This window comes from Chloroflexota bacterium (assembly GCA_018829775.1).
Classification (GTDB): domain Bacteria; phylum Chloroflexota; class Dehalococcoidia; order Dehalococcoidales; family RBG-16-60-22; genus E44-bin89.
In genome coordinates this window covers 1-11,339 of the sequence record JAHJTL010000102.1, presented here as the reverse complement: position 1 = coordinate 11,339, position 11,339 = coordinate 1, and the positions used below count along the sequence as shown (strand labels likewise).

Genomic DNA, 11,339 nt, shown 5'->3' with positions numbered 1-11,339 from the left:
GTCCAGCTTCAGGGGTTCACTCCAAACGTATCTGGATTGCCGCCACATTCTTGTAATCACGTTTGTTGGGGTCAAACCATCCCAAGTCCTTGTCATAGTCGACATAGAGGCTCACCTGCTTCAAAGAAGAGAGCCTGCTCGCTAAGTCTACTATTGCGCTTGCTACTTGCTCATCGGCAGGAGCATCCGGAAACTCTCTAATCAGCCTATCTAGGGCCAGTTGCAGTTTTAGATTATGATCCCAGAATGCCCTTTTCATTTCTTCCTCAAACCTGTGAGGGTGGGTTTTCCTAGCAACCAGAACAATCTTTTTTGCATATTCCTCCATGGCTAAGATAGCCAATGCTTGAGCGTGTCCGTATGACCCTGCTTCAAAAAGCATGCTTGCGTCTTTTAGTAGCTGCTCAACATTGTTTGTGCAAAGTCGAATTCCCTCTAGGAGCTGTTGTGATGGTATCATATTGTGCCTCCATCATGTTTCCCAGCCATCGCTCCCGACTATGCTAGCGCTCAATATAGAGTGTTAAGCTTGGTCTAACATTGCCGAATTTATTTGAACCTCGCTAGGTTATGAAGAAATATCCCAGGTGACGACCACACCGCCAACTTGAAGAGAAATCGAGGTCGGTTTCTCCCCACCCTTTAGAGCTCCACAAGCTTCCTTGAGATGCTGAGCCAAATATCCTCCGTAGTTGATAGCCTCTTTTACTGCCTCATCAGCTGTGTAATCCTTTGCCATAACCCTTGCATCTTCTTCAGGAAGCTTCTCTGCGAGTATGCGCACTAGTCTATTGAGGGTAACGAGATCGCCTCTGAGGGTCTGGAAGATGACTTCTACATTCTCAGCCACTGTAGTCCTCCTTACAAAGTGATTTCGGTTATATTTTACCACGACTGTTTGTTGAACAAACCATCGAAATGTGATCTGCCTGATAAGGGGGATATCGACCACGGTAGGGAACGCACCTGAACAGGCTACACTGCGAACGCTGGTAGGTTACCCTCATCACTTTTGTCTCAAGAAGTGCTTACCCGAAAATATAGTCAGTGACGTACTCAGACTGGCGGATCTTTACGCCGCTGAATGGGCCAAGCTTCTGTTCATGGATATTACTCTTGGAATTTTCCCTGCCTCTCCTCAGCCCGAGATACGCGATATGATTTTCCACCATATTCACTCTTCCGACTGCCCTCCCCCACCCCCCGCAGGCACCGCCTATCACTCGTACCAATATAGTTCCTTGGAACAGCGTCTCCCCAATCATTTAGGTAATACTACCTACGGTCTCCGCCGTCAGATCCCGGGGCAAAGACTGACCACCTGAATGACTGAACGACTGAACGATTGAACGACAATCTGAACACCAATTCCTGGTCTACATAAGTTGAAGTACTCTCGTCGGTTCACGTCTATTACCTGGCATTCTCACATCTTTTCTGAAAAGAGCATTTTGGCCGGTCATCCTCAAGGGGTAAAGTATGTTAGGATCCGGCTTGCCGTTTGACCGTTGAAGCGCCAATCATATATAATTATCAGCAAGAGCGAAGCGAGAGGGGCTGGATTTTCAAGCGGAAGGTGACGGAAAAGACCTCTTGCTTTGGTGGGTTTTCGTCGGGGTTTGCGGACAAGTTAGGCACGATTTCGGGCGGTTAGCTCAGTGGTTAGAGCGCCTGCTTCACACGCAGGAGGTCACAGGTTCAAGTCCTGTACCGCCCACCATGCCTAAAAAAAGGGTTGGTACTGTACAATACGCAGAACTATCCTCTCTATTTTCCCTTGACCACATCCGAGCTATTCAGGTATAATAAGTTGATTACATGATTAGAGGGATATCGCTAAATAAATGAGCACACTCAGAACAAAAATGATTGAACTCATGAAGCAAGACCGCAAGCGTGAATACCTAAATCTTTGCAACCAAAATTATACTGAAACAGTAGCGATAATTCGAGAACTTTTCCCAGAGTACTATCAAAGTGGAGACCCTTTCGACAGTCTCTACGGAGAGGCAATGGAAAACAAAGAACGCGAGGGAACAGAAGAAGAAATTCGAATACTAGAAACTGCAATTTCCAATAGTTCTATTATGCCATACTGTTATGAGCGATTGGCAATTTTATACTCCAAGCAAAAAAACTATAAGCGGGCATACGAAGTTTGTATGAAGTGGTTCGATTCTGGTTTCTGGAAGATACCCAATTCGTCAACTAGTAGCTTGCATTTACTTGACCGTCTAGAGAAATTAGAAAGGAAGATAAATCCCTGAATTGAGCGAAGCCGGTAAGCTACTGAAGAAAGCTAATCAGAAGTTATCCCTTTTACTGGAGAAAAATGAAATGCAGCTCTGGCAAAGCCGTCTTGAGCAGGTTTGGCAAATGCCAGGCGCAAGTCTAAAATTCAAACGAATTGCTAATGTACCGGACAGGGAGCAACTATATGACTACCTCGCCGAAATTAGGTATGCTCTGGTCTTTACTCGCATTGGATTCCAAGTTCAACTAGAACCTTTAGGGGAGGAAGGCCCCGATTTGGGAATATCAAGAGACGGCCATAGTGCAGTTGTTGAGGTAAAACGCTTTCGGCAAGTTGACCCAGATCCACCAAAAAACTCCCTCTCTGATAAAGAGTTCTTAGATGATACATTTCTATTGGAGCCATACGGGGATCCAGAACGAGATATCAAGAAGATCATAAGCCGAATAGCTGAGAAATTTAAGCAACTAGGTAATAGGGAATCAATCATCGCCGTCTGGAACGATGATGAAAAAGACATTGAATCTGAACATGCACTTAGTGAGCTTCGCAATGATGTAGGTCAACAGAGGCTTTCACTTCCCACTGGTTTGTTGTTTGTTCTCTATGGATCCGACTGGCAGCGCCCGAGACAGCAGTTCTATTGTTTCCCATTACGAATTCTGGGAACGCCCCAATCAAATTGGATGCAGGAGCTTGAAAGTTCCTTTGTTTACACACTTATGTGACGTTCATTAATCTGACGGCTGTAAATGGTTAACTAAGGCTAAACGCCAGTTCAAAGGTTCTGGTTTTGTCTATCGTACAGTACCGCCCATTTCCTGTTTCAGCGAGTATATGGTTCAATGAGATTTCTTTTAGTATCAGCATCAATTGTCAGCATTTTATTGCTTGCGGGTTGTTCCGGGGAGCCGGATATCTACCGGGAACCGGGTGAAGTTATCGCTGTAAAGGTAAACCAGGAATTTATTATTGCCACTGAAACAAGCCCGCCCACCGGCTACATGTGGACCGCCATTGTAGACGAAAGCATGCTGGAACTGATTTCATCAACCGTTGAAAGCAACAAAGTAGAAATACAGGGTGAGGAAAAGACCATTCTGGAGCAGCACTTTCGCTGCCGGGCTTTGAAGGAGGGCACCACTGAAGTTCAGTTAAACCTCAGGGGCCCCGATGTAAAACACAGCTGGGACCAGAAGGTGTTTCTCGTGGAAATCAGATAAACAGCAGTGCTATTTTTTATCGATAAGGTGGCAGTTCACGCAGTTCGGCATAGCCTCACCTCTGAGGCCAGCGATAAGGTTCTGTGCCCCCATGACGCTCATGTTTACCCCGGTGTCCAAGGTCTGGGTACCGACATGTGGCAGGACGATGACATTGTCCAGCTTCAACAGCGGGTCATCCGGCGACATTGGTTCAGGCTCGGTGACATCCAGAGCGGCACCCAGTATTTGCTTTCGTTTTAAGGCTTCATAAAGTGCTCCCTGGTCAACTATCGCGCCTCTGGCGGTATTGACCAGCATGGCCGTTGGTTTCATGCAGGACAACTCCCTGGCGCCGATTAAATGCCGGGTCTCCTTGTTCAACGGCGCGTGAATGCTGACGAAGTCAGACTCCTTGAGCAGCGCCGGTATATCCTCGACGTATTCCGCCCCGAGCTCAGCTTCATCCGGGCGTCGATGCCGGTTATGGTAGAGCACTTTCATATCGAAGCCCTTTGCCCGCCGTGCCACCGCGGCGCCAATCCGCCCCATGCCGATGATGCCCAGCGTTTTACCATACACATCGTATCCCAGCATCTCCATGGGACCGAAGTTGCGCCATTCACCGTTGATAACAACTTTGGTCATCCCGATGAGGCGACGGGATATGGCCAGCAGGAGGGCAAAGGCAAGGTCGGCAGTGCTTTCCGTGACCACGCCCGGGGTATTGCTGACTCTGATTCCCCTTTTCGTGGCCGCGTCAACGTCTATATTATCGTACCCCACACTCACGTTGGCGATAACTTTAAGTTTTGGAGCCGCGTCCATGGCTTCGCCGTCAATCGAGTCACCTCCCCACTGCAGGATGCCATCAACATCGGCGATGCGCCTGAGAAATTCCCCGCGCGGTATCGGCTCCTCTTCTACCCAGGCATCAACCTGGGCATATTTTGAGAGCATTTCAATGGCTTCCTGAGCCACCGTTCTGGTAACAAAGACCTTGACCATCTGTACCCTCCCTGGCTGGTATAATTCCAGTAACAGCAATGCGTTTCAGGTGTTCTTTATCATATCTGAAAGTCGTTTAGGTTGTCCAGCAGGCACAAGTGCGATTGCTTGACTAATACACAGGGGAAAAGTAGACTAATTTGGGCTTGAAGTAAATGGTGATGAAATGAAAATCATTGGTCTGACCGGCGGCTTTGGCAGCGGCAAGAGCACCATATCACAGTTCCTGGGCGAGCTGGGGGCGGTGATAATTGATGCCGATAAAGTGGGACATGAGGTCTCTAAGCCCGGTACCGAAGCCTGGCAGAAAGTGGTTGGTACTTTCGGCCAGGGAATTATCAGCACTGATGGGACCATCGACCGCCGAAAGCTGGGTAAGATCGTTTTCCGCAACCCTGATGCCAGAGCCCGGCTGAACCATATAATGCATCCCCGAATACTGGAGCGGGTAAAAGCCATGATTGAAGAATATGAAAGGGGCAGTGCTGATATAGTCGTAATCGAAGCACCGCTGCTTCTGGAGGCGAGATGGAAACCTATGGTCGATGAGGTATGGGTGGCGAGTGCCCCGCAAGCAACGATAATCAGGCGGCTCAGAGAGCAAAAGGGAATGCCTGAAGACCAATCGCTGGCCCGCATCCGTGCTCAGTTGACCGACGAAGAAAGAACCAGCCAGGCAGACGTAGTCATCTATACCGACTGCACCCTTGACGAACTCAAGGACAGAGTCGTAGAGCTATGGCTTGAACTGCGTTCTCGTATTTGACACTTGAGCATGGCAACTGGTATAATGATTTGGTTTTTGTGTTTGGAGGTTTACCATTTACGCAATAGTTGAAACCGGCGGCAAACAATATAAAGTGTCTCCGGGCCAGACAATCGAGGTTGAACGGCTGGGCGTGGCTGAAGGAAGCAGCGTGGAACTGGATAAAGTCCTGTGTATCGCCGATGATGCCAAAGTAACGCTGGGCACACCAACGGTTGAGGGAGCCAAGGTAATTGCCACCTCGCAGGGAGAGGGAAAGGGCGATAAGGTCGTTGTCTTTCGATATAAACCGAAGGTTCGCTACAGCATAAAGACAGGGCACCGGCAATTTCATACCAGACTGGTCATCGACAGAATAGTCGGCCCCGGGGCACCTCCGGAAGAGCCGGTGAAAAAACCACGCCGCCGCAGAAAAGGAGTGACCAAAGATGGCGCATAAAAAAGGAGGCGGTTCCAGTCGAAACGGGCGGGACAGCCAACCAAAACGACTCGGCGTGAAGCGGTTTGCCGGGCAAACAGTTAACGCCGGTACCATTCTGGTCAGGCAGAGAGGTACTCGCATATTCCCCGGTAACAACGTCGGGGTTGGCCGGGACCATACCCTCTTTGCTCTCATTAACGGGATGGTCAGCTTTGAGCCGGTCAGGAATAATCGAAGAAAGGTCAGCGTTTACGCCAGCTAGCAGCCGTGAAAGATAAGATTCATCCCAAATATTTCAATGATGCCAGGGTTGTCTGTTCCTGTGGCAATACTTTTACCACCGGCTCCACCAGAAAGGAGCTGAAGGTTGAGGTGTGCAGCCAGTGCCACCCGTTTTATACCGGAGAAAGGCGTGTCCTTGATGCCACCGGCCGGGTGGAACGTTTCAAGAAGCGCTACAAGGTGAAAGACTAAATCAGCACGCTGATTGAAAATGGGGAGCGGGATTATCAGCACCGCTCCTTTTTCATTATCGGAGAACATTGATGAAGGCGAAGTTCCATTACGGGGGTCAGGCGGTAATCGAAGGGGTGATGATACGAGGCCAAAAGGCGGTGGTCACTGCCGTGCGGCGCCCCAACAGCGAGGTAATTACCAACAGCCGACCTCTTTCCTCGATATATACGGGCTGGATACGAAAAACGCCATTGCTGCGGGGAGTCGTCGTCATCATTGAGGCGATGGTGCTGGGTATAAGCAGCCTTCTCTATTCGGCGAATGTATCGCTGGAAGAGGAGGAAGAGGAAATCACCGGCAAAGCAGTCTGGCTGATGATAGCCACCGCGGTCTTGCTGGCTGTCGTCCTGTTTCTCATAATTCCACTTTTTCTCACCAGGCTGTTCAATCCGTACATCAGCTCGTCTCTGGTCTTTCACCTGATTGAAGGCGCCATCAGGCTGGTCATCTTCATCGCTTATCTGAAACTGGTTGGCCTGCTTCCAGATATCAGGCGCATCTTCACCTATCACGGCGCCGAGCACAAGGCGGTGAATGCCTATGAACATGGGGCATCGTTGGAAGTTGAAACCGTAAAAACACATGACAAAGCCCACGTACGCTGCGGCACCAGCTTTCTCTTCGTGGTGCTGGTGATTGCCATCGTGGTTTTCGCGCTGGTCGGCCGGCCGGCGCTGTGGCTGATGGTGCTGTCCCGTATCCTGCTCATTCCAGTGATTGCCGCCCTCGGCTACGAGTTCATCCACTTTGGCGCCAGACATACTAATAATCCGCTGGTCAAAGCAGTGTTGCTCCCAGGACTCTGGCTGCAGGGAATGACGACTAAAGAACCGGAAGACGACCAGATAGAGGTGGCGCTTGCTGCCCTGAAGAAGGCTCTGGAGATAGACGCTGAGGAGATGCCTCAACCCTCATCTTGAGGTGTAACAATCGTACCGTCTTCGTTTAGCTGCTGGAAGAAGCAGGTCCTGCTGCCGGTATGACACACGGGGCCGAGTGGCTTGGCCCTCACCAGAATAGTGTCACCATCGCAGTCAGTCCACACCGAACGCACCAGGATTCGATTGCCGGAAGTCGCACCTTTATGCCACAGCTCCTGGCGGCTGCGACTGTAAAACCAGACTTCACCGCTGGCAAGGGTCCGTCGCAGGGCTTCCTCGTTCATGTAGCCCAGCATCAATACCTCGCCGGTATCCTCCTCCTGGGCAATCGCCGGGATGAGCCCTTGCTCGTTGAATTTCAAATTATCAATCGATTCCATTTCGTCCTACCCTATCTGGCTGATGTCGGCGATGGCCTTTTTCAGGTCGATATCGCCGGTATACAGGGCCTTGCCCACAATGGCCCCCTCCGCCCCGAGCTTCTTGAGCATTTTCAGGTGGTTGAGCGAAGCTATGCCGCCGGCCGCAATCACCGGCGCCCTCGTGGCATCAATGACTTCGGAAATGGCGTTAAAATTGGGCTCGGTAAGCGTGCCATCGCGGCTGATATCGGTGTAGATAAATCGCCTCACACCGAGTTTTATCATGGCTTTGATAAAGGCAAGCGCATTCAGTTCCGTCGTTTGGTGCCAGCCATGGATGGCCACCTGCCCCTCGTTTGCGTCCACACTCACCACAATCGAATCGCGGAACTTGCGGCAGGCCTCGGCAACGAGCTCGGCATTTTCCACCGCCGCCGTGCCCAGCACCACGCGCTCCGCGCCCTCTTTCAGCAATGTCTCGATGGTTTCCAGATGACGAATGCCGCCGCCAAGCTGCACCGGAATGAGAATGGCTCTGGATATCTCCCTGATAATGTCCCGGTTGCGCAACTCGCCCGCCACCGCACCATCCAGGTCAACGATGTGCAGCCTCGGTGCTCCCTTTGCCTGCCACTTCAGGGCCACTTCAAGAGGGTCATCTGAGAATACCGTCTCCTGCTCATAGTCGCCCTGGTACAGACGCACGCACCGTCCGCCTTTGATGTCCACTGCAGGAATGATTTCTATGGCCCGGCCACCTCCCATTTTCCCCCCATTATACGTGAAACACGGCCACGAAGACAATTTTTCCTGTTTTTATAGACCTCACCCCCTTTGTCCTTCCCATTGGGAAGGAAGATTTAGAAAAAAAGGGCTTCGCCCCTCTTAAACTTCCCATTTGACAAAACAACGGTTGAATTATACAATCACCTTGTTAACCATGAGTTTCGCCATCGACCCATCGGGCGGTGAGCGCCGGAAAGCATTGATAAACAATGGTCGCTTGGATCGAAGATGACCGAGACGGCAGAGATGAAAAATACATTAAGAAAGTCTTCTTCGAGTATCGTGGAGAGGGCTTTTTTATTTGACAGGAGAAACCATACTATGCAGGTCATTGAAACTATCGCCGCGATGAGGCGGATAAGAAAACAGCTTGAAGAGCCGGTGGGCTTCGTGGCCACGATGGGCTTCTTCCACGAGGGTCATTTGAGCCTGGTGCGAAAGGCCCGCGCCGAGAATGCATCAGTGGTGGTGAGTATCTTTGTCAACCCCGCCCAGTTCGGCCCCACCGAGGATTTTAACGCTTATCCCCGCGACCTCCCCCGCGACCTTTCTCTGCTGGAGAAGGAAAAGGTCGACGTTGTCTTTGCGCCATCGGTAGAAGAGATGTATCCGCCCGGTTTCAACAGCTGGGTGGACGTGGAAGGGGTCACCGAACGACTTGAGGGCGCTTCCCGGCCCGGCCACTTCCGCGGGGTGGCCACGGTGGTGAATAAACTGTTCAACATCATACAGCCGAACGTTTCTTACTTCGGGCAGAAGGACGCGCAGCAGGCGCTGGTGATTAAAAAGATGGTGCAGGAGCTTAATCTGGACATCGAGATAGTTACCCTGCCCACGGTGCGCGAATCCGACGGCCTGGCGATAAGCAGTCGGAACGTTGGCCTGAACCCCGAGGAACGCAAGGCCGCCCCCGTCCTCCACCGCGCGCTGTGGCTGGCCCAGGAACTTTGGGGAAAAGGGGAAAAAGACGCAGAAAGCATTAGAAGGCAGATGCGCGAGCTTATCCAGCAAGAGCCTTTAGCCACCATTGATTACGTGAGCATCGCCGACCCGGAGACGTTGGAGGAGATGGAAGAGGTCAGGACGCCCGCACTGGTCTCGCTGGCGGCGAAGATAGGTAAAACAAGGCTGATTGATAATGTGGTGGTGGGATAGGTTTTTAGGTCGTCAGTATTAATCAGAGCTTGATGGCGGTAAACGAATAGGTCTTTGCTCGATTTCAGCTTGCTCTATCTCTTTCTCTAGCTCCTTAATAGCACTTGTCATCCTGTATTCATATAAAATGGAATGAGCACCGACTACCTCTAGACCTGCCGCAAGAGTAGTTAGCGCATCTCCAATCTTATCAAACAAGTTATCAATATCAAGGCGCGATGGAAGTTCGGTTTCGTTGTTTTCTATTCTTTTACATAAGTCTAGTAACGAATTTATTTGATTAAGCCCTTCTATAATTTCTGGTGTTATGACTGACCTCGTTTCTCCGCTCTTTTCGTCAATTATTCTAATTGGAATAACTGTCTCTAGACCGTTGTCTAAAACCATCTTTATCATATTTGGGATTTTTTCGTCCATAGTATTACCTTCTGCAAAATCAGACGGTTCAAATACTCGATGTTCACGCATAGCAGTTTGGAAAGACATTGTCATAAGTAGCAAAATATACGCCCTATGTCGATAGCCGTTAGCACGCCGAAGAAATTCCTCTTTACTCCTTACTAATTCTCCGTTAATTATGATTTCGGATTTGGGTTCAGATATCTGATGAAGCATTTTATCTTTAAATTTTAAACATTCTTCGGGTGTTATGCCATGTTCTTTATGTGTTAAGAGAATGTTTGTTATTTCTTTTATTTCTTGTAAATATTGCTTCTCTGGTACTTTCTCAATCTCACGCTTTTTAAGATAATCGTCAAAGTCGGCGGCTCTTTCTTCTTTATGTGCGCGCGAACGAAACCAGTGACTACCCCACCCGACGAAGAAAGATGCTATTGCAGCTACACCGATTTTTAATAGTTCAATTTGCCACGATTCCATATCTGTTACTTTATGTAAATAAATCGTTTTTGTCAATATATGACGTAACTATGAGTATTTTTTTTCATTCCTTGACACCCCTCTCGTTTTCCCCTTACAATAAATCTTGTGCCGAGGTAGCTCAGCTGGTAGAGCAGCGGACTGAAAATCCGCGTGTCCCCAGTTCGATTCTGGGCCTCGGCACCAGCAGTCTATAACGCCGAAGTGGCGGAATGGCAGACGCGGCAGTCTCAAAAACTGTTGGAGGGTAACCTCCGTGTCGGTTCGAGTCCGACCTTCGGCACCAGGGAGCGAAAAACCGAAGCGTCCCACCGCCAGAACTGCCGAGTTGTGTAGCGGTAGCACAGGGGACTTTGGATCCTCTAGCCCAGGTTCGAATCCTGGCTCGGCAGCCAAGATTTTGAAGCTTCCCGGCTCAACGGATTGAGAAAGGAGAAGACATTGGCCGACTACGAAGAAAGAGTGAAGCTGGTGAAAGAGCAACTCAGACTGGCCATCTACTTCGCCAAGGAATTTATGGATGAGCTGGGCAAGGAGAAGGCCCTGGAGATAATCGAGAGGGCATGGATAAAGTACGGCGCCGACAACTGGAAAGGCCGACTTGCCGGCATCCCCCCGGAGGATATAATCAGGACCATGGGGGAGTGGTTCAAAGCGCAGGAAAAAGTCAGGTCGGAGCTCAGGGTCGTTGAGGCAACCCCGGAGCGCCTGAGCATCGAGTTCACCCGGTGCCCGCAGTATGACGTCTGCAAGGAGATGGGCGTCCCCGAGATTTGCCAGAAGTACTGCGATTCCGATTACGGTGCGGCTGCCCTGATGCACCCGAAGTTAAAGCTGGTGAGAGACAAAGAGCTCGCCTACGGTGCTGAAATCTGCAACCACTCCTGGATTATGGAAAAATGAGCAAGACAAAGGCAGGCATCATCAACGTTACCGGCTACGCCGGCATCGAGTTGGCGCGACTTCTCCACGGGCACCCTGAGGTCGAGGTAGCCTCGGTCACCGGGCGCAGCGCGGCGGGGCAAAAGCTGGGGGCGGTCTTTCCCCATCTCGCCAGCCTCGGACTCACCGTGACAGAGGCGCTCGGCAAGGTTGACGTTGCCTTCTCG

At 50.4% G+C, this 11,339-nt stretch carries 18 protein-coding genes and 4 tRNA genes; 15 read left to right on the top strand and 7 right to left on the bottom strand.

Annotation, left to right across the window (positions count from 1 at the left end; translation table 11 throughout):
* Positions 1-16: 16 nt before the first annotated feature.
* The 3 genes from KKD83_10250 to KKD83_10240 form a co-directional block, all read right to left on the bottom strand.
* Positions 17-460, bottom strand: a complete 444-nt coding sequence (locus KKD83_10250) for an AbiV family abortive infection protein (protein ID MBU2536524.1) — start codon at positions 458-460, stop codon at positions 17-19.
* Between the two features lie 108 nt (positions 461-568).
* On the bottom strand, positions 569-850 hold the full coding sequence (locus KKD83_10245) for a hypothetical protein (GenBank protein ID MBU2536523.1): 282 nt from the start codon (positions 848-850) through the stop codon (positions 569-571).
* Positions 851-1,028: 178 nt separating this feature from the next.
* On the bottom strand, positions 1,029-1,232 hold the full coding sequence (locus tag KKD83_10240; protein ID MBU2536522.1) for a hypothetical protein: 204 nt from the start codon (positions 1,230-1,232) through the stop codon (positions 1,029-1,031).
* A 412-nt stretch (positions 1,233-1,644) separates the two neighbouring features.
* On the opposite strand from KKD83_10240, the gene KKD83_10235 reads away from it, so the two are divergent.
* The 4 genes from KKD83_10235 (at position 1,645) to KKD83_10220 (ending at position 3,477) form a co-directional block, all read left to right on the top strand.
* Positions 1,645-1,720, top strand: a tRNA-Val gene (locus KKD83_10235).
* Positions 1,721-1,844: 124 nt separating this feature from the next.
* Positions 1,845-2,267, top strand: a complete 423-nt coding sequence (locus tag KKD83_10230) for a hypothetical protein (protein ID MBU2536521.1) — start codon at positions 1,845-1,847, stop codon at positions 2,265-2,267.
* A 1-nt stretch (position 2,268) separates the two neighbouring features.
* Positions 2,269-2,982, top strand: a complete 714-nt coding sequence (locus KKD83_10225; GenBank protein ID MBU2536520.1) for a hypothetical protein — start codon at positions 2,269-2,271, stop codon at positions 2,980-2,982.
* 117 nt (positions 2,983-3,099) lie between these two features.
* Complete coding sequence (locus tag KKD83_10220) at positions 3,100-3,477, top strand: protease inhibitor I42 family protein (GenBank protein MBU2536519.1); 378 nt, start codon at positions 3,100-3,102, stop codon at positions 3,475-3,477.
* 9 nt (positions 3,478-3,486) lie between these two features.
* On the opposite strand, the gene KKD83_10215 is transcribed toward KKD83_10220, so the two are convergent.
* Positions 3,487-4,464 (bottom strand): D-glycerate dehydrogenase, encoded by a 978-nt coding sequence (locus tag KKD83_10215; protein MBU2536518.1) that lies wholly within the window; start codon positions 4,462-4,464, stop codon positions 3,487-3,489.
* Positions 4,465-4,630: 166 nt separating this feature from the next.
* Here KKD83_10215 and coaE point away from each other — a divergent pair, with 166 nt between their 5' ends.
* The 5 genes from coaE (at position 4,631) to KKD83_10190 (ending at position 7,087) form a co-directional block, all read left to right on the top strand.
* Positions 4,631-5,230: a dephospho-CoA kinase gene (coaE, locus tag KKD83_10210; GenBank protein ID MBU2536517.1), complete on the top strand. Its 600-nt coding sequence runs from the start codon at positions 4,631-4,633 to the stop codon at positions 5,228-5,230.
* A gap of 55 nt (positions 5,231-5,285) precedes the next feature.
* On the top strand, positions 5,286-5,669 hold the full coding sequence (gene rplU, locus KKD83_10205) for a 50S ribosomal protein L21 (protein MBU2536516.1): 384 nt from the start codon (positions 5,286-5,288) through the stop codon (positions 5,667-5,669).
* Positions 5,659-5,913, top strand: a complete 255-nt coding sequence (gene rpmA, locus KKD83_10200) for a 50S ribosomal protein L27 (protein ID MBU2536515.1) — start codon at positions 5,659-5,661, stop codon at positions 5,911-5,913. The genes rplU and rpmA overlap by 11 nt, the downstream gene beginning before the upstream one ends.
* A gap of 5 nt (positions 5,914-5,918) precedes the next feature.
* Complete coding sequence (rpmE, locus tag KKD83_10195) at positions 5,919-6,125, top strand: 50S ribosomal protein L31 (protein MBU2536514.1); 207 nt, start codon at positions 5,919-5,921, stop codon at positions 6,123-6,125.
* 71 nt (positions 6,126-6,196) lie between these two features.
* Positions 6,197-7,087: a DUF1385 domain-containing protein gene (locus KKD83_10190; GenBank protein ID MBU2536513.1), complete on the top strand. Its 891-nt coding sequence runs from the start codon at positions 6,197-6,199 to the stop codon at positions 7,085-7,087.
* On the opposite strand, the gene hisI is transcribed toward KKD83_10190, so the two are convergent.
* The gene (gene hisI, locus KKD83_10185; GenBank protein ID MBU2536512.1) at positions 7,072-7,428 is read right to left on the bottom strand and encodes a phosphoribosyl-AMP cyclohydrolase; all 357 of its coding nucleotides are present in this window, start codon (positions 7,426-7,428) and stop codon (positions 7,072-7,074) included. The two genes, KKD83_10190 and hisI, sit on opposite strands and share 16 nt — an antisense overlap.
* Positions 7,429-7,434: 6 nt before the next feature.
* A complete protein-coding gene (gene hisA, locus KKD83_10180) occupies positions 7,435-8,157 on the bottom strand; it encodes a 1-(5-phosphoribosyl)-5-[(5-phosphoribosylamino)methylideneamino]imidazole-4-carboxamide isomerase (GenBank protein MBU2536511.1) in 723 nt (240 codons plus the stop codon).
* Between the two features lie 360 nt (positions 8,158-8,517).
* Between hisA and panC the strand changes: the two genes are divergently transcribed.
* Positions 8,518-9,351 carry a pantoate--beta-alanine ligase gene (gene panC / locus KKD83_10175; protein ID MBU2536510.1) on the top strand — a complete coding sequence of 278 codons (834 nt, stop codon included), beginning with the start codon at positions 8,518-8,520 and terminating at the stop codon, positions 9,349-9,351.
* Positions 9,352-9,369: 18 nt separating this feature from the next.
* Here the strand turns inward: panC and KKD83_10170 are convergent, their stop codons facing one another.
* A complete protein-coding gene (locus KKD83_10170) occupies positions 9,370-10,266 on the bottom strand; it encodes a hypothetical protein (protein MBU2536509.1) in 897 nt (298 codons plus the stop codon).
* A 74-nt stretch (positions 10,267-10,340) separates the two neighbouring features.
* Between KKD83_10170 and KKD83_10165 the strand changes: the two genes are divergently transcribed.
* From KKD83_10165 to argC, 5 genes are all read left to right on the top strand, one after another.
* Positions 10,341-10,416 (top strand) — tRNA-Phe (locus KKD83_10165).
* A 12-nt stretch (positions 10,417-10,428) separates the two neighbouring features.
* Positions 10,429-10,516 (top strand) — tRNA-Leu (locus tag KKD83_10160).
* Positions 10,517-10,551: 35 nt separating this feature from the next.
* A tRNA-Gln gene (locus KKD83_10155) sits at positions 10,552-10,625 on the top strand.
* Between the two features lie 46 nt (positions 10,626-10,671).
* Positions 10,672-11,133: an L-2-amino-thiazoline-4-carboxylic acid hydrolase gene (locus tag KKD83_10150; protein ID MBU2536508.1), complete on the top strand. Its 462-nt coding sequence runs from the start codon at positions 10,672-10,674 to the stop codon at positions 11,131-11,133.
* A partial coding sequence (gene argC, locus KKD83_10145; GenBank protein ID MBU2536507.1) for an N-acetyl-gamma-glutamyl-phosphate reductase occupies positions 11,130-11,339 on the top strand: 210 nt, incomplete at its 3' end. The genes KKD83_10150 and argC, both read left to right, overlap by 4 nt.

Bases quoted from the DNA above. Each gene is read 5' to 3' on its own strand.
- KKD83_10220 (MBU2536519.1), top strand. From the start codon at position 3,100: ATGAGATTTCTTTTAGTATCAGCATCAATTGTCAGCATTTTATTGCTT.
- coaE (MBU2536517.1), top strand. From the start codon at position 4,631: ATGAAAATCATTGGTCTGACCGGCGGCTTTGGCAGCGGCAAGAGCACC.
- hisI (MBU2536512.1), bottom strand. From the start codon at position 7,428: ATGGAATCGATTGATAATTTGAAATTCAACGAGCAAGGGCTCATCCCG.
- panC (MBU2536510.1), top strand. From the start codon at position 8,518: ATGCAGGTCATTGAAACTATCGCCGCGATGAGGCGGATAAGAAAACAG.
- KKD83_10215 (MBU2536518.1), bottom strand. From the start codon at position 4,464: ATGGTCAAGGTCTTTGTTACCAGAACGGTGGCTCAGGAAGCCATTGAA.
- KKD83_10230 (MBU2536521.1), top strand. From the start codon at position 1,845: ATGAGCACACTCAGAACAAAAATGATTGAACTCATGAAGCAAGACCGC.
- KKD83_10250 (MBU2536524.1), bottom strand. From the start codon at position 460: ATGATACCATCACAACAGCTCCTAGAGGGAATTCGACTTTGCACAAAC.
- rpmA (MBU2536515.1), top strand. From the start codon at position 5,659: ATGGCGCATAAAAAAGGAGGCGGTTCCAGTCGAAACGGGCGGGACAGC.
- KKD83_10190 (MBU2536513.1), top strand. From the start codon at position 6,197: ATGAAGGCGAAGTTCCATTACGGGGGTCAGGCGGTAATCGAAGGGGTG.